Genomic DNA, 16942 nt, shown 5'->3' on the forward strand with positions numbered 1-16942 from the left:
GCTTACTTGTTCCTATTTCTATGTTGATGAGTCAAAGTATAGAGTAAAAAAAAGTTTTATGCAAACGGTTTACAAAATATTGGGCCGTATGTATAATTCGTGTTAGACGTAATCGCTTACAAAACCTTTATTCAAGCAGTTATATTTTTTTAACCTGTTATGCAAAGGTTTGCACAAATATTGCACAATATTGCGCAGATCACGTCGAATGGCACTCCAATATGCAGCATAATGTTCCACACATCATCAACCAGAACCGAAAGGGGCAAATAAGGACATGAAGAAATGGGTAGGTCTGCTATTGTCGATTATGATGGTATTTACGTTAACCGCTTGTGGTGGAGGGAACAGCGCGGCACCTGCGGATACAGGCTCAACGACAACTAATGAGCAAGCGACAGATCATGAAGCGGCAAGTGATGAGCTTGTTCCTGAGGATGGCGCAAGCCTCGTCGTTTGGGAGAGTAAAGAAGCGCGTCCGTTCGTAGAGGCGATCGCTAAGGAATTTACTGCGAAGTACAACGTTCCTGTCAAATATGAAGAAGTGGCTGCGCCAGATCAAGTCAACAAGCTGGTGAATGACGGCCCTGCAGGAATTGCGGCTGACATAGTCGTGTTCCCTCACGATAACTTGGGCAAGGCTGTAACAGCAGGCTTGATCTTGCCTAATGACTATTTCGAAGAAAAGTCACGCGCGGAGAACTCGGAGCTCGCAGTCAATGCATCCTCCTATGAAGATGTGCTGTATGGCTATCCACGCTCGGTTGAGACGCTGATTATGTTCTATAACAAGGATCTGGTTCCTGAAGCACCTAAGACAATGGAAGAAGTTATGGAATTGTCGAAGACGATGAATGATGTGAAGAACAAAAAATATACGTACATGTGGGAAATGGGCAACTTCTATTATGACTACATGTTCTTGGCAACAACAGGCGGCTATATCTTTGGCGGCGAAGGCAGCGATAAGAACGATATCGGCCTGAATAATGAAGGCGCAATCAAGGGTGCCACATTCCTGCAGCAATTTGCGAAGCAAGTGCTCCCATTGACGACTTCTGATGCTACAGGCGACGTGAAAAAGGCGCTCTTTACAAGCGGCAAGCTTGCATTGAATATCGATGGCCCTTGGGCAATTCCTGACTTGAAGGCATCTGGCATCAACCTTGGAGCAGCGCCAATCCCTAGCATTGAAGGCCAGCCTTCCAAGACGTTCTCGGGCGTGAAGTCCTGGTACGTGAACTCTTATACGAAGTACCCGAATGCAGCGAAGCTGTTTGCAGAATTCGCATCCACGAAGGAAGCGCAGTTGAAAAACTATGAGCTGACTGGCGTTGTACCTGCGAACAAAGAAGCAGCGGCTGATTCCAAGGTGGCAAGCGATCCATTTACTGTCGCAGTGCTTGAGCAGTTCAAGAACTCCTATCCAATGCCAGCCATCCCTGAGATGGGCAGCGTATGGAGTCCGATGGCAGCTGGACTTGCTGATGTATTGAACAAAGGCAAAGATCCAAAAGCAGCGCTTGATAACGCCGTTCAACAAATCAAAGACGCGAATAAGTAATGTGCAAAAAGGGCCCGGGGGAGTGAGATCGCTCGTCCGGGCCATTCCAATCCGATCGTTCAGCCCGTAGAACGATATGGGGATCGGGTAAGGAGGAAGGGGAGAACGCTATGAGCACTCGACAACAGGCTTCATTGGATGGCAGTGCCCAACATCGCTCGCCAGAGACGGCGCCGCATAAAGAAAAAGAGAATACAGGTGTAATAGCCGCTATACTGTCAGGTGTGTTTTGGGGTTTAGGCCAATGCTTTAACCGACAATATGTCAAAGGCATATTGTTCATGCTGCTAGAAGCAATGGGATTGTTTTACTTGATTAATTATTTGCCTCGTGCCGTATGGGGGCTTTATACCCTCGGAGAGACGCCTTCTCAGATGATGAAGGTCGGCAAGCTCTACAAGATGGTCCCTGGGGATCATTCCATTCATTTGCTGATTAAAGGTCTTATTACGCTGCTTGTCCTATTCGTATTTATCTGGATTTATGTCCTGATCGTTAGAGATGCCCTGAACGTGGGACGCCAGCGTGCTAAAGGTGACAAACCGAACAATTTCGTGCAGAGCTTGGTTTTTGTGCAAGAGCATAAATTTGCTTATCTATTCTTGGCATTGCCTACAGCAGCCGTATTGTTCTTTACGATAATGCCGATTATCTTCATGATTCTGCTTGCCTTCACGAACTACTCGGCACCTGATCATATTCCACCTGCGAAGCTTGTGAATTGGGTTGGCTTCCAGAACTTCGCCGATCTCCTCCAGCTTGGCACATGGAGCGGTACCTTCTATGGCGTCCTTGCTTGGACAATCATTTGGGCGATTCTTGCAACCGTGACCTGTTATTTCGGAGGCATTCTAGTCGCTTTGCTGGTACAGCAGGCTGGAATTAAGTTCAAGACGATGTGGCGGACGATCTTCATTATTCCATATGCGATTCCGCAAATGCTGTCTTTCTTGATCATGCGCAATATGTTTAACGGCGAGTTCGGACCCATCAACCAGTATTTAAGCTACTTTGGCTTAGGCAAGCTGCCATGGCTGTCTGATCCTTTCTGGGCAAAGGTTACCGTACTCCTCGTGAATATGTGGGTCGGCATTCCTGTTACAATGGTGCTTGTTATCGGGATCTTGACGACGATCCCCCGCGATATGTATGAAGCGGCAGAGGTTGATGGAGCAACTGCATGGCACAAATTCAAGGCTATCACGATGCCGATGATCCTGTATTCAACAGCACCGATTCTAATCGGACAATTTGCAGGCAACATCAACAACTTTAACGTCATCTTCCTGATGACCAACGGCAATCCGCCTAATGGCGAATATCAATATGCGGGCAGCACGGACTTGCTCGTGACTTGGCTCTACAAGCTGACGCTTGATAACAACAAGTTCAACATTGCGGCAGCCATTGGCATCATCATCTTTATTATCGTAGCTTCCTTATCCATCTGGAGCTACCGCCGTACACGTTCGTTCCGAGAGGAGGATATGATCCAATGAGTGTAGGTGCGAAGAAAAACTCACGGGTACGTCTGATTCTAAGCTATGGGCTGCTTATTCTTATTGCGCTCAGCGTATTCTATCCAACATTTTGGATTCTGATGTCGTCCATTCGTCCAGGCACATCGATTTATAGTGAGACGCTTATTCCGACAAATCCGACGATCGAGCACTATATCAGTCTCTTTACATCGGAGCAGTATCAATATGGGCAGTGGTATCTCAACACGTTGAAGATTGCCACCTTCAATATGATTTTCGGCGTGATTCTGGTTGTGATGACGGCTTATGCCCTGTCGCGTTTCCGCTTCTATGGCAGGAAGAACCTGATGTCCGGGATGCTCGTTCTAGGCATGTTCCCAGGCTTTATGAGCATGATTGCAATTTATATCCTGCTTATGCAATTGAATCTTCTCGATACTCATCTCGCGTTGATTCTCGTCTATTCCGCAGGTGCTCCGCTTGGCGCGTTTGTGGTCAAAGGATTTTTTGATACGATTCCAAAAAGCTTGGAGGAATCCGCCCGCATCGATGGCGCGACACACTGGACCGTATTTATCCGAATCATGCTGCCGCTCTCGAAGCCAATGATTACGTATGTCGGGCTGATGACCTTTGCAGGCGCTTGGGGAGACTTTATCTTCGCCCGCCTTGTGCTGCGCACAAAGGAAAAATGGACGCTTGCGATCGGCTTGTGGGATATGGTCAACAATGCATCGACCAACTTCACGATGTTTGCCGCTGGCGCGGTGCTGATTGCAATTCCGATTGCGCTTCTGTACTTGTTCTTGCAGCGCTTCCTCGTTGAAGGGCTGACCGCAGGTGCAAGCAAAGGCTAAGGTTGTATAAAAAGCAAGGAAAAACAGAATGACGCCAATGATTAGATCAAAACAAGAGATGTTGTTTGGATATAGAGAGCAGGAGGGGTAATCATGCAAGATACAAGTGCAGCTATACATCCAGAGAATTCGAGCCAGCATGAGCAGGGCCATACTGGAGTAACGATCGGAGCGATCACGCAGATCACGGAGCAAGATCAGGCTCTGCTGCTGATCGGAACATCCTTTAATCTTGGCATCACCTCGGTAAGCGACGGGGTGGTGCGCATCAAGACCTTCCGTGGGCAGCCGAACTGGAATACGACGCCAGCGATCATATCGTCTGCATCGCGTATGGCGAAGGCGCTCGTGTGGACGGCAACTGACGAGGAAGTAGCCGTTGTCATCGACAAGACCACCATCAAGGTGAACCGCGAGTCTGGTGCGCTCAGCATCGGGAGCGCAGGACAGCCGCAAGTAGATGTGATCAGTCTGCAGCGCAATCACGAAGCTGTCGGGGACTATACGGCCTTTGTTGCCTTGAAGCAGGAGGATCATATCTACGGCCTTGGGGAGAAGACAGGCTTCCTTGATAAGCGCGGGGAGCGCTACACGATGTGGAACTCGGACGTCTATGCGCCGCATGTGCCGGAGATGGAAGCCCTGTATCAATCGATACCATTCCTGACGGTGCTGAACGAGGGGGCAAGCTACGGCTTGTTCCTGGATAATCCGGGCAAGACCGTATTCGATATGCGCACCTATGAAGACCATATGATGCTTCAATCGTGGACAGGCGAATTCGACTTGTATTGGATCGAAGGACCGTCAATGAAGGAAGTGCTCGTTCGCTATGGCGATCTGACTGGACGCATGCCGCTGCCGCCGAAGTGGGCGCTTGGCTATCATCAGTCACGCTACAGCTATATGAATGAGCAGGAAGTATTGGAGCTCGCGCATAACTTCCGGGACAAAGAGATTCCTTGTGATGTGATTCATCTGGATATTCACTATATGAATGGCTACCGCGTCTTTACCTTTGATGAGAATCGTTTCCCGAATCCGGAGAAGATGATGGAAGAGCTTCGCGGGCTTGGCTTCCATATCGTGCCGATCGTCGATCCAGGCGTGAAGAAGGACCCTATGTATGCGGTATATATGGAAGGCGTCGATGGCGACTTCTTCTGCAAGACGGCAGAGGGAGACATCTATACGGGACCCGTATGGCCGGGAGAGAGCGCCTTCCCAGACTTTACGGAATCCCGGGTTAGAGATTGGTGGCAGGAGCAGCAGCGCTTCTATACGGACTTAGGCATTGACGGCATCTGGAACGATATGAATGAGCCGGCTATCTTCAATGAAACGAAGACGATGGATGTTCATGTGATGCATGGCAATGAGGGAGAGCGCAAGACACACGGTGAAGTGCATAACCTGTACGGCATGTGCATGTCGCAAGCAAGCTACGAGGGGCTTAAGGCACTGCTCGAAGGCAAGCGCCCATTCGTGCTGACACGCGCAGGCTACAGCGGCATTCAGCGCTATGCGGCGGTGTGGACAGGCGACAACCGCAGCTTCTGGGAGCATATGTCGATGGCGATGCCAATGGTGCTGAACCTAGGAATGTCCGGCGTGCCGTTTGCAGGTCCGGATATTGGCGGCTTCGCTCACCATACGAGTGGAGAACTGCTGGCGCGCTGGACACAGATGGGCGTATTTTTCCCATATGTGCGCAATCATAGTGCGCTGGATACGCTTCGTCAGGAGCCATGGTCGTTTGGCAAGGAGATTGAAGCGATATGCCAGCAGTATATCTCGCTGCGCTATCAATGGATGCCTTACTTGTATCATTGGTTCCATGAAGCGTCGAAGACAGGATTGCCGATCATGCGTCCAATGGTGCTTGAATATCCAGCGGACCCTGAGGTGTATAACCTGTGCGACCAATTCATGATTGGCGATTCCGTGATCGTAGCACCTATCTATCGTCCGAATACGGAATGGCGTTCTGTCTACTTGCCAGAAGGCGAGTGGGTAGATTATTGGAGCGGGGAGTCCTTCACAGGCCAGCAGCATATTCATGTGCATGCGCCGCTTGCGAAGCTGCCAATCTATGTGCGCCGCGGCGCGATTCTGCTGGAAGGCCCAATTCGTCAGTATGCGGATGAGCCAATCGCTTCGGATTATGTGACAGCCTCCGTTTACCTGCAAGATAGCGGTGCAGCGGAGCTTGAATGGTATGAGGATGACGGCCTTACATTTGCTTATGAGGAAGGCCAGTGGAACAAGATGAGGATTGAAGTTGCGGAGAATGAGCAAGGGCTGAAGGTATCAGCGAAGTACGTGCAGCATGGCTATCAGCCGAAAAGAGACAGCCTGCAGTTCTGCTTGATCGGACTGCGTGCTGTGCCATCTGCCGTAAGTGGCTTAGGCGAGCGCTTAATGCGTGAAGCATGGGATCAAGCTTCAGCGGGATGGACGTATGATGAAGAGCGCCGCGAGCTGTGGGTGAAGCTTCCAGAACGCGCGGAAGGGCATGCGTTCGAGGTATCCTATCGCTGAGCAATTGCTGAGCTATCATGAAATAGTCTCTGCATCAGCACAGGCCTCTAGAGCCTGCCATGCAAGGTGTTCGTATCGGCATGTGAAAAGCAATCCGGCAGCAGGTCAAGCGTGTTACGCATTGTCGATAGATGAGAATTGGGGCATAACCATTCCTTCTAGCTGAAGATGACACGCTGCTCCGATTATTAAAGGTAAATGAATAAAAGCGATAGGGTGATGGTGGAATAGCCAGTGCCCTATCGCTTCTTGTTTTGATGAAGCAAGCTCCCCTATATCGGAATGTACCTTCCCATTAACTAGCCTTAGCTATGCGCCCCTGCAGATTCGCGCCATATGAGCTGATGCGGGATAATGATGCGCGCTTGCTCGAACCCATCTCCTTTGATGCGCTGAATCAGCGCTTGGGCGGCAGAGGTGCCCATTTGATAGATGCCGATATCCACGCTTGCAATTGGCGGCAGGCACATTTCCGAGATAAGCGTATTATTGAAGCCTGCAATGCTGCAGTCATCCGGTATGCGAAGGCCCTGGCGCCAGAAAGAGCGGATGAGGCCAAAGGCAACGAGATCGTCGATGGCAACGATGGCCGTAGGACGATCCTTGAGCTTCAGGATATCTTGTACAACCTCCTCCGAGGATTCCATCGTGAAGCTTCCCTCGAATTGATATTGGGCTTGAACCGCTATTCCGGCCTCGTAGAGGGCCTTCGTGTAGCCGTCAAGGCGGTCTTTGGATACGGTTAGATTCAGGGGGCCGCTTACAAAGGCAATCTTGCGATGGCCAGCTTGAATCAATCTTCGGGTGACATCATAAGCGGCCTGAACGTTATCATTATCCACCGAGATAAGGTCCGAATACTGCTCGCTTCTTCCTACAAGCACGAAAGGAAACTTCTTTTCACGCAAAAACGAGATGGTCCGATCCTCTTTCTTGGAAGAAAGCAAGATGATGCCATCCACGTTGCGCCCTCTTACTAGGCGTTCCACCGCCTGCTCTTCCTCAATCTCGTTCGTTCCGGTCGTCAGCAGCACATCGTAACGGCCCGAAGCCGCCTTCGTCACAATGCCGCGAATGATCTCAGAGAAGAATTGGTTTTGAAACAGCTCGTCCGCCGGTCGCGGCAGCACGATGCCGATATTGTTTGTTGTCTTGGTAACGAGACTCTTGGCAAGCATGTTGGGATGATAGCCAAGCTCCTCCATAATCTTGCGAACCTTGCGGCTTGTCTTCTGACTGATGCGTGAGTCATTCGAGATGACTCTGGATACAGTCGAAGGCGATACCCCCGCTTTGTGGGCGACATCCACGATCGTTACAGCCATAGGTTTGTCCTCGCTTTGTCAAAGATACCCCGAGTATAAGCGAAAGGGGCGCTTATGTAAACGATGACCTCTATCAACAATAAGTTCATGTTAAAAAGGCCGCTTCAACACTGTCCACTCTATCTGGCTCTACTCCCGTTCCTCTATGATTAGGCATAAGGACATTTATGTTTATAAAAGAATGGAAAGAATGCGTACTGACGTTCTTATTCTCGTGTTAGAATAGATGGATAGATACTCGTACAAAAAAGAGGAGGTCACCTCTGTGACAGATCGGACAAGACCGACAATACCGAAGCGCATGACAACAGCGCTCATACATTCATTGACGGCAGGTGTAGTGCCGCGAATTGGGCTTGAGCATATAGCCGTAGGCAGGAAGCCTGAGGTAGAGGCAATCCTTAAGGATCTTGCGAATATTGGAGAAGGAGGGGCGGCGTTTCGCATCATCACAGGACGCTATGGCAGCGGGAAGAGCTTTCTTCTGCAGATGATTCGCAATTATGCGATGGATCGCGGCTTCGTGGTGGCAGATGCGGACCTCTCACCGGAGCGCAGGCTTGTAGGGACGAAGGGACAAGGCCTCGCTACATATCGTGAGCTGATGACCCATCTGTCGATGCGCACGAAGCCCGATGGAGGGGCGCTGGAGACGATCTTGCAGCGCTGGATTGCTTCGCTTCAACAGGGAGCGATGACCGAACTTGGGCTAGCCCTTCAGGACCCGATGCTAGAGCTTGAGGTGGAGCGAAGAATCGTATCCGTAACGAATACAATGCAGAATATGGTGCATGGCTTCGACTTTGCCCGCGTCCTCTCCGTCTATTGGAGAGGGTACAAGCTAGGGGAAGAGGACATGAAGCAAGCCGCTCTGCGTTGGCTGCGCGGGGAGTACGCTACCAAGACAGAAGCGAAGCAGGCACTGTCGGTCGGCGTCATCATTGATGACGACAACTGGTATGACTACATGAAGCTGTGGGCGGAATTTGTCTCCATGATTGGCTATCAGGGCCTGCTGCTGTTCATTGATGAAGGCGTGAATTTATACAAAATAACGAATCGGATCTCGCGGACAAGCAATTATGAGAAGCTGCTGACGATGTTCAATGACACGATGCAGGGCAAGGCTTGGCATCTTGGAATATATATGGGCGGGACGCCGCAATTTGTAGAAGACGAGCGCCGCGGCTTATTCAGTTATGAAGCGCTTCGCTCCAGGCTCGTTCAGGGACGGTACGCGGTTGAAGGCTATCGGAACTATACGGGGCCAATCCTGAAGCTCGCGATGCTGTCGCATGAAGAGATTCTGATCCTGCTGCAGCGGCTTCGGGATATACATGCGATGCATGAAGGGTATGAAGCAAGTCTTACAGACGAGCAGCTCGTTGCATTCATGCAGAATGCGGTCGGCATGCTTGGCGCCGATGAATGGCTGACGCCGCGGGAAGTCATTCGCGACTTTATGGACCTGCTGCATACGCTAAGAGAACATCCAGAGACCACCTTCGAGCAGCTGCTCTCAAGCCAACCGTCTGCCCAGCGGATGGTTGAAGATGACCTCTTTACGCGGACGGATGCTCTTGATGTAGCGACCGGAGAGACAAGAGAGACAAGAGAGACAAGAGAGACAAGAGAGACAAGAGAGACAAGAGAGACAGGAGAGGCAGGAGAGGTACCAACAGCAGAGAATCTTTATGGGAACGAATCAGGAGCGAAGGGAATAGGAGAGCGTAGAACTCGGCATGAGGGAGAGAAGGAGCATTCCGAGCGCGATGATGTGGATGACTTTCTTGCGGAGTTCGAGCTATGAGCACCCATCCCTTTTATCGCTTAGCTCCGTTTATCCAAGAGTTCATCTACAAGAGAAGATGGAACTCTTTGCGCGAGGCGCAGGTGGAGGCCTGTCGGGTTCTTTTTGATACCGACCATCATTTGCTGATTGCTTCCGGAACGGCCTCGGGCAAGACAGAGGCTGCCTTCTTTCCTGCATTGACTGTGCTTGACAAGGAGCCTTCGCGATCGGTCGGCATTCTATATATTGGGCCGCTCAAGGCACTGATCAACGATCAGTTCGAGCGCTTGAAGGATCTGCTCAAGGAAGGGGGCATCCCAGTCTGGCACTGGCATGGCGATGTTCCGCAATCCGAGAAGACGAAGCTCCTGCAGAAGCCTTCTGGCGTTCTGCAGATAACACCAGAGTCGCTGGAAGGGCTGCTGATGAATAAGCCTAATGCCATTCCAGCGTTGTTTCAGGAGCTTCGTTATGTCATCGTCGATGAAGTCCATGCCTTCATGGGAGCGGACCGGGGCAGCCAGGTACTGAGCTTGCTTGCTCGAATCGAGCGCATGGCCGGCTGCAGGCCAAGAAGAATCGGCTTATCCGCCACCTTGAGCGATTATGAGACAGCATCTGGCTGGCTTGGCGCGGGAACGTCGCAGGCGGTAGAGGTTGTGGCGCCTCAAGGCAACCGCAAGCTGCGGCTCAGCATCGAACACTTCGCTATGCCAGATGCAAGAGATGAGGAGCAGGCAGAAGCGCTTGCGCTGGCGAAAGGCGCCTACACGGATTATATATACGACCATACGAACCGCAAGAAGGCGATTATCTTCACGAACAGCCGAACAGATGCGGAGCTTACGACCTTGGAGCTGCGCCGAACGGCAGCGAAGCGGCACGATCCGGATGTGTTCCATGTTCATCACGGAAGCATCTCGGCCATGCTTAGAGAAGAGACGGAAGCCGCGCTTCGCACAGGCAGCGGAGCGGCCGTCGCCTGTGCGACGGTTACACTGGAGCTTGGCATTGACCTCGGGGAGCTGGAGCGGGTGCTGCAGCTTGGTGCGCCGTACAGCTGCTCCAGCTTCGTGCAGCGGCTTGGCCGTTCTGGACGACGAGGCGATGCCGCGTCTGAGATGATGTTTGCCATCGCGGAGGAAGAAGACGAAGAGGCTCAGCTGCCAGCTCGGATGCCATGGACGCTGCTTCGCGCGATAGCTATTATCGAGCTCTATGTCAAGGAGCGCTGGGTGGAACCGCTGCAGCTTCGGAAGAAGCCGGTGGGACTCCTGTATCACCAGACGATGAGCATCCTTCATGCCATGGGCGAGCAGACGCCGATTGATCTTGCCCGAGCGGTGCTTACCCTGCCGCCCTTCAATGAGGTAACGCCTGAGGAGTATAAGATGCTGCTGAATTATATGATCCATACCGATCATATTCAGCGAACAGAAGAAGGAACGCTTATTGTCGGGCTGACAGGAGAGAAGATTACGGGGCATTATCGTTTCCTTGCTGTGTTCAAGGATGACGAGGAGCATGTCGTCTATGATGGGACGGAAGAGATCGGTTCCATCACGACGGTTCCGCCGCCGGAGTACTGCTTCTCGTTGGCGGGCAAGCTGTGGAAGGTCGTTGAGATTGATACGAAGCATAAGGCTGTCTATGTAAAAGCAGCACGAGGCAAAGCTGACACCTTATGGCTTGGCGCCGGCGGTGACGTGCATACGCGAGTCATGCAGAAGATGAGGGAAGTGTTGTCTGCTTCGACGATCTACCCTTATCTTGCCCCACGGGCTGTGAACCGATTGGAGCGAGCCAGAAGATTGGCTCGCGAGAGCGGCTTGCTGTCGCAAACGGTCATTCCAGCGGGAGGGGATTCCTGCTTCATTCTGCCTTGGATCGGCACAAAAGCGTTTCGAACGCTGGAGAGGCTGTTGAAGGTGAAGCTGTCCGAGCCGCTTAAGCTGCGCTCAGTCGTGCCGATGGAGCCGTATTATTTGGTCGTGTCGGGACGAACCGACCCTGAGACATTGTTGGCACAGATACTGATGGAATCCTCTACCTTAACGGATCTCTCGGAGCTGCTGAAGCCGGAAGAAGCGCCGTATTTAGGCAAATATGATGAATTTGTTGATCCGAATCTAGTGAGAATCGCATTTGCCGAAGATGGGCTTGAACAGTTTACGCTGCTGTAGATGGTCTAACGATAATAGATGATGGCGAAGCTAGGATGAGAAATGAAGGTGATTCAAGCATGGTTATAGAGGTTGCGGCGGCGATTATTGACAATGAAGATGGCCGCATTCTGATCGCACGCAAGCGTGAGGGGACTTCTCATGCAGGCTTATGGGAGTTTCCTGGAGGCAAGCTGGAGCCAGATGAAGCGCCAGAGGAGACGCTTAAGCGAGAACTGATGGAAGAGATGCAGATCGCAATCGAGCCCTATGCTTACTTTGGAACAACCGATCACATGCAAGGAAGCCGAATGATTCGGCTGATTGCTTGGAGAGCCACGTTTATAGAGGGCTCATGGGTGCTGACCGATCATGATGAGGTCCGATGGGTGAAGCCGCAGGAGCTTCGGCATTATGCCTTTGCGCCAGCTGATGCTGCTTTTGTGAAGCAGCTGTCCGTATGAGGGAGTCTTACACGGGTAGATGGAGATGAGGTTCAGCATGGATGCTATCTGACAACAAGCGATGAAGAATGCTCGTATTGTCATCACTCCCTTTGGCAAGTAAGAAACAATTCAACAATTGTCAGGTGGCGTTGGCGCGACGGTTGAAGAAGAAGATGAGGTGAAAAAAAGGTTCTCCCGCACAGTTGACTGGGGAGAACCTTTTTGTCTTGCTCATATTTAAGAGGCGGATGCAGAGCTTCCCGGCTTCGAGGCACGCTGTGTCCAGAAGCCGAGGCACATGGTAGCGAGCAGGAGGATACCGGTAACCCCGAATACGGTATGGATGCCCCACACACCGCTGATGGCGCCGCCCACCAAAGGGCCAAGCATCCCGCCTACTTGATTCGCCGTCTGATTCAAGCTGAAAGCGCGGCCGCGGAAGTCTGGTTCTGTGCTGCGAACAACGAGCCCGTTCAAGGCTGGGAATACGGCGCAGAAGAAGCAGCCATATAAGAAGCGAATGCCTGAGAACCAATAAATATTTTGGAATGGAATTTGCAGCAGGGTTCCGATTCCTCCGGCAAACAAGCCGATCAGCAGAATTTTTTGAAACCCAACCTTATCTGCATATTTCCCCCACCGCGGTGCAAAGAGAATGCTTGCAACCCCGACCAGCGAGAAGGCAAAGCCTGCAACCAAGGATGCATTCTTAGCATCGAAGCCAAGCTCAACGACATACAGCGAAAGCACAGGCTCGATGGTCATAACAGAAAACTGGGTAAACATCGTGAGCAGCAGCACGGCCAGCAGTGTGCGATTATGAATGGCGATGCCGAACGTCTTGATGATGGAGGTAGAGTCCTTGGAAGGGACGAATTTATCTTCCTTTACCCAGAAAATAATAAGGATCGTCGCGATGAGACACAATACGCCTGCGCTGGCAAAGGCAATCCGATTATCGAAGATCCTAGATAATACGCCTCCGAGCATCGGCCCCATAATGCCGCCTGTAGCCGTTGCCGTCGACATCATCGACAGGGCGTAGCCGACCTTCTTCTCAGGCGTATTGGTGCCGACAAGTGCAATAGCACCGGGTATAAAGCCCGAGAGCAAGCCTTGCAGAATACGAAGCACAAGCAGCTGATACTCATTCGTAACGAAGGCCATCAAGATATAAATCACAAATAGGACGATGCCCGCCCGGATGATCATCGGCTTACGGCCATACTTATCGCTGACCGCTCCCCAGAATGGAGAAGAGATCGCTCCTGCCAAGAAGGCGCTGCTGAACAGAATCCCACTCCACAGCTCAAGATGAGAGTTTACACCGAGCTGAATCAAGAAGAGAGACAGAAAGGGAATAACCATTGAGAAGCTTGAAGACACGATAAAACATCCAAACCAAAGAATCCATAAATTCTTTTTCCATGTTTCCATTGCAATCACTCCTGTCTGCATTCCATATTGAGTGATCCTCTGGTTTTTATTTCATCGAGAATCTCAAACCCATTTATAGATAAATATTTTAATGCTAAAGTATATACGTATATTAACCCATTTTACATCAAGTGACAGCAGCTGAAGCGCAACTTTATTTTCCAAAAGTAAAGGATACCATACTTTGTCCATCACTACTGTGATATAAGTGAAATGGTGAGGAAAACGGAGGAATAGAGATGAAAACCTACTGGAGCGAACCGATTGAATTGCATTCCGATCATTGTGATTCGTTAAAAAGATGCCGTCTAGCGAGTATGCTTGGCTGGATGCAGCGTGCTGCTGATGCGGATATCGCGCGGCTTGGCATTCCGATGGAGGAATTAATGGATAAAGGGATGAGGGGACTGTGCATTTCGAAGCGGAGCTGACGTTTCGGCCATGAGCGAGTGTTCTTCGCTGCAGAAGACTTAGCCTGAAGCGAACGCAGACGAAGTAACACTCAGATGAGACAATAGGAACAAACATCATATAAGTACAGGTATAAAAAAGGGAAGACAAGCTGCATGCCTGCTAAATGTACACGGACACGCCGATTCTAGCGTGTCCGTGTTGCGTTATCAATCATTTTTATGATCAAAAAAATCAATGAACGTGTACAGGGCAGCAGGGGAAGCGATGTTGATGTGGAAGTCAAAGGGGAATGTCTTCATTGCTTTATCAGAAGACATCTATGTTGTGGAATGAACGATGACCATCGGAGGTTCTTAAGAATGGTGATGCGAAACAATCAATTATGGTATGAGCAGCCGGCACAGCGCTGGGTGGAGGCGCTGCCGCTTGGCAATGGCCGCATGGGCGGCATGGTATTTGGCGGCACGAAAGAGGAGCGGATTCAGCTGAACGAGGATTCGCTGTGGGCAGGATATCCCACTCACGAGACGAATGATGAAGCGGTGAAGCATCTGGACGAGGCTCGCAGGCTGCTGGCTGAGGGACGACCAGAAGACGCACAGCAGCTTATCGAGCGGAAGATGCTAGGGGTTGCTGGCAACGGCGTTCAGCCTTATCAGCCGCTTGGCAATCTTAGGTTGACCTGTCTTGGGGAAGCTGATGAAATGGATGTGCCCGATGAAGTCGATGTACCTGATGAACCGCAATATGAACGCAGCCTGAATCTGGATACGGCGATTGCTCACAGTGCATTTGGCGCTAGGGGACAGCGCCAAGAACGCTCGGTGTTTATATCGGCGGCTGATCAGGTGATGGCTGTGCATTGGAAGACGGATAACCGAGCAGGATTCAAGGTTGTTGTAGAGATGGATTCCGAGCTTCGGCATCAGGTGCTGGCAAGCGAGCAAGGGGAACTCCTGCTAACGGGAAGGTGTCCCATTCATGTTCGGAATCACAACAATGCAATCGCGCCAGACATCATCTATGATCAAGAACTGCCGGGGAAGGGCATGAGATTTGCGGCAGCCGTTCGTGTGCTGTATGAGGACGGTGAAGTCCAGCGTCTAGGGGATGATAAGCTGCTGATCGAAGGAGCATCCTCTTTTACACTGCTGTACACCTCTGCGACAAGCTATGCGGGCTATGACCAGATACCAGGAACAAGCCCGGTTGATCCGACAGCGCAATGCCGTACTGTACTGCAGCAGACGCTGAATAAGAGCTATCAGGAACTTGTGGATGCGCACCTCACGGAATATCAATCCTGGTTCCGCCGAGTACACCTGCAGTTAGGCAGCGTGGAGGAGGATCGCACGCACCTTCCTACCGATCAGCGGTTAAGAGACATCGTGAGCGGCATCCAAGATCCGCAGATGATGAGCTTGATCTTTCAATATGGCCGGTACTTATTGATTGCGAGTTCACGTCCAGGAACCTTGGCCGCTAATCTGCAAGGCATCTGGAATGATCAGACGATGCCGCCATGGAATTGCGACTATCATTTGAATATTAACTTGGAAATGAACTATTGGCTTGCAGAGATCTGCAATTTGTCTGAGCTGCATGATCCATTGTTTCGATTAATCGAAGAGCAGGCGGTGACAGGGGCGGAGACGGCAAGAAGACATTATGGATGCCGCGGCTGGACGGCGCATACGATGTCCGACATCTGGCGCACGAATAACGTAGGCCCATCCGGACAGGCAGAGTGGGCCTTCTGGCCAATGGGCGGCGCATGGCTGTGCAGTCATCTGTGGGAGCATTATCTCTTCACGCAAGATCAGGCGTTCCTGGAGCAACGTGCTCTGCCTCTTATTCGCGGGGCTGCACAATTCCTGCTGGATTGGATGATTGAGACGGAGGATGGGGTGCTGATCACAAGTCCTTCCACGTCTCCTGAGAACAATTATTATACTGAAGCAGAGAAGGCATGCTCGGTGTCGCGAGCATCAGCCATGGATCTGCTGCTGATTCGAGAATGCCTCACAAGCGTGATTCAAGCACATGAAGTGTTAGGGATAACACACGCCGACACGCTCGTAGAAGCGTGCAAGCATGCCCTTGAGAAGCTTAAGCCGATTAGGATTGGGGCTAAAGGGCAGATCGTGGAATGGGAACAGGATGTTCCGGAGTGGGACCCGCATCACCGCCATGTCTCGCATCTATACGGCATGTATCCGGGAACACAATTCACAAGGGAGGATCAAGAGGCCTATCGTCAAGCTGCAAGGCGGTCTCTGGAGCTGCGCGGCAATGAGGGGACGGGCTGGAGCATGGGCTGGAAGGTCGCGCTATGGGCGCGATTGTATGATGGGGACCAGGCACTTTCGGTGCTGAACCATTTTCTTCATATTATTGAAGAAAGTGACCGCTTCGATTATCATCGGGGCGGCATTTATCCGAACTTGTTCTGTGCGCATCCTCCCTTCCAGATTGACGGCAACTTCGGTTCTGCTGCGGGGATCGCAGAGATGCTGCTTCAGAGCCATCAAGGAGTCATTCATCTGCTCCCTGCTTTGCCTTCCGCTTGGAGCCAAGGCGAGGTCACAGGCTTAAGGGCAAGAGGAGGCTTTACGGTCGATATGACATGGAGAGACGGCTCTCTGAAGCAGGCGGTCATAACTGCAGATCGTGCACAGAAGGTGAGGGTGCAGTACGGGGACCGTATCTTAGATATTCATTGTGAGGCGAACCAGCCTGCGCTGCTGTTCGAGGGCTCTAAGGCATAAACAAGCAGGTTATTTTGAAATGAAAAAGACCCGCATCGATGCGCAGGATCAACTCATCAGTTTGATCTCGGTTCTCGTGCGGGTCTGCTTTGCCTGTTAGCGTGATGGGCTTATAGTCAGTACGATGATCTATGCCACGCTTACATGTTGATAAC

At 51.2% G+C, this 16942-nt stretch carries 11 protein-coding genes; 9 read left to right on the forward strand and 2 right to left on the reverse strand.

All coding sequences use genetic code 11. The features are described from left to right. Nucleotides 1-277 precede the first annotated feature (277 nt). The 4 genes from B9Y93_RS19465 (at nucleotide 278) to B9Y93_RS19480 (ending at nucleotide 6443) form a co-directional block, all read left to right on the forward strand. Entirely contained in the window at nucleotides 278-1564 is a 1287-nt protein-coding gene (locus B9Y93_RS19465; protein WP_085497242.1) for a sugar ABC transporter substrate-binding protein, read from the forward strand. Between the two features lie 110 nt (nucleotides 1565-1674). Beyond that, nucleotides 1675-3063, forward strand: a complete 1389-nt coding sequence (locus B9Y93_RS19470; protein WP_244903491.1) for a carbohydrate ABC transporter permease — start codon at nucleotides 1675-1677, stop codon at nucleotides 3061-3063. Then, the gene (locus B9Y93_RS19475; protein ID WP_085497244.1) at nucleotides 3060-3902 is read left to right on the forward strand and encodes a sugar ABC transporter permease; all 843 of its coding nucleotides are present in this window, start codon (nucleotides 3060-3062) and stop codon (nucleotides 3900-3902) included. Before B9Y93_RS19470 ends, B9Y93_RS19475 begins: the two co-directional genes overlap by 4 nt. A gap of 93 nt (nucleotides 3903-3995) precedes the next feature. Continuing rightward, on the forward strand, nucleotides 3996-6443 hold the full coding sequence (locus B9Y93_RS19480; RefSeq protein ID WP_085497247.1) for a glycoside hydrolase family 31 protein: 2448 nt from the start codon (nucleotides 3996-3998) through the stop codon (nucleotides 6441-6443). Nucleotides 6444-6748: 305 nt separating this feature from the next. On the opposite strand, the gene B9Y93_RS19485 is transcribed toward B9Y93_RS19480, so the two are convergent. Next, on the reverse strand, nucleotides 6749-7768 hold the full coding sequence (locus B9Y93_RS19485) for a LacI family DNA-binding transcriptional regulator (RefSeq protein WP_085497249.1): 1020 nt from the start codon (nucleotides 7766-7768) through the stop codon (nucleotides 6749-6751). Nucleotides 7769-8069: 301 nt separating this feature from the next. Between B9Y93_RS19485 and B9Y93_RS19490 the strand changes: the two genes are divergently transcribed. From B9Y93_RS19490 to B9Y93_RS19500, 3 genes are read left to right on the forward strand one after another with little or no spacing between them, the layout of a single operon-like run. Continuing rightward, on the forward strand, nucleotides 8070-9578 hold the full coding sequence (locus B9Y93_RS19490; RefSeq protein WP_244903504.1) for an ATP-binding protein: 1509 nt from the start codon (nucleotides 8070-8072) through the stop codon (nucleotides 9576-9578). Further along, nucleotides 9575-11743, forward strand: a complete 2169-nt coding sequence (locus B9Y93_RS19495) for a DEAD/DEAH box helicase (RefSeq protein WP_085497251.1) — start codon at nucleotides 9575-9577, stop codon at nucleotides 11741-11743. Before B9Y93_RS19490 ends, B9Y93_RS19495 begins: the two co-directional genes overlap by 4 nt. A 59-nt stretch (nucleotides 11744-11802) precedes the next feature. Beyond that, nucleotides 11803-12186, forward strand: a complete 384-nt coding sequence (locus tag B9Y93_RS19500; RefSeq protein WP_085497254.1) for a (deoxy)nucleoside triphosphate pyrophosphohydrolase — start codon at nucleotides 11803-11805, stop codon at nucleotides 12184-12186. 219 nt (nucleotides 12187-12405) lie between these two features. Here B9Y93_RS19500 and B9Y93_RS19505 read toward each other — a convergent pair whose 3' ends face one another. Next, complete coding sequence (locus B9Y93_RS19505) at nucleotides 12406-13605, reverse strand: MFS transporter (RefSeq protein WP_085497257.1); 1200 nt, start codon at nucleotides 13603-13605, stop codon at nucleotides 12406-12408. A 239-nt stretch (nucleotides 13606-13844) separates the two neighbouring features. On the opposite strand from B9Y93_RS19505, the gene B9Y93_RS19510 reads away from it, so the two are divergent. Together B9Y93_RS19510 and B9Y93_RS19515 are read left to right on the forward strand one after the other, a co-directional pair. Further along, on the forward strand, nucleotides 13845-14036 hold the full coding sequence (locus B9Y93_RS19510; protein ID WP_085497259.1) for a hypothetical protein: 192 nt from the start codon (nucleotides 13845-13847) through the stop codon (nucleotides 14034-14036). Nucleotides 14037-14378: 342 nt separating this feature from the next. Then, the gene (locus B9Y93_RS19515; protein WP_085497261.1) at nucleotides 14379-16787 is read left to right on the forward strand and encodes a glycoside hydrolase family 95 protein; all 2409 of its coding nucleotides are present in this window, start codon (nucleotides 14379-14381) and stop codon (nucleotides 16785-16787) included. Nucleotides 16788-16942 lie beyond the last annotated feature (155 nt).

It is taken from the genome of Paenibacillus aquistagni (assembly GCF_900177815.1).
In the GTDB taxonomy this organism is placed as follows: Bacteria; Bacillota; Bacilli; order Paenibacillales; family Paenibacillaceae; genus Paenibacillus_B; species Paenibacillus_B aquistagni.

Bases quoted from the DNA above. Each gene is read 5' to 3' on its own strand.
- B9Y93_RS19465 (WP_085497242.1), top strand. From the start codon at position 278: ATGAAGAAATGGGTAGGTCTGCTATTGTCGATTATGATGGTATTTACG.
- B9Y93_RS19470 (WP_244903491.1), top strand. From the start codon at position 1,675: ATGAGCACTCGACAACAGGCTTCATTGGATGGCAGTGCCCAACATCGC.
- B9Y93_RS19475 (WP_085497244.1), top strand. From the start codon at position 3,060: ATGAGTGTAGGTGCGAAGAAAAACTCACGGGTACGTCTGATTCTAAGC.
- B9Y93_RS19480 (WP_085497247.1), top strand. From the start codon at position 3,996: ATGCAAGATACAAGTGCAGCTATACATCCAGAGAATTCGAGCCAGCAT.
- B9Y93_RS19485 (WP_085497249.1), bottom strand. From the start codon at position 7,768: ATGGCTGTAACGATCGTGGATGTCGCCCACAAAGCGGGGGTATCGCCT.
- B9Y93_RS19490 (WP_244903504.1), top strand. From the start codon at position 8,070: ATGACAACAGCGCTCATACATTCATTGACGGCAGGTGTAGTGCCGCGA.
- B9Y93_RS19495 (WP_085497251.1), top strand. From the start codon at position 9,575: ATGAGCACCCATCCCTTTTATCGCTTAGCTCCGTTTATCCAAGAGTTC.
- B9Y93_RS19500 (WP_085497254.1), top strand. From the start codon at position 11,803: ATGGTTATAGAGGTTGCGGCGGCGATTATTGACAATGAAGATGGCCGC.
- B9Y93_RS19505 (WP_085497257.1), bottom strand. From the start codon at position 13,605: ATGGAAACATGGAAAAAGAATTTATGGATTCTTTGGTTTGGATGTTTT.
- B9Y93_RS19510 (WP_085497259.1), top strand. From the start codon at position 13,845: ATGAAAACCTACTGGAGCGAACCGATTGAATTGCATTCCGATCATTGT.
- B9Y93_RS19515 (WP_085497261.1), top strand. From the start codon at position 14,379: ATGGTGATGCGAAACAATCAATTATGGTATGAGCAGCCGGCACAGCGC.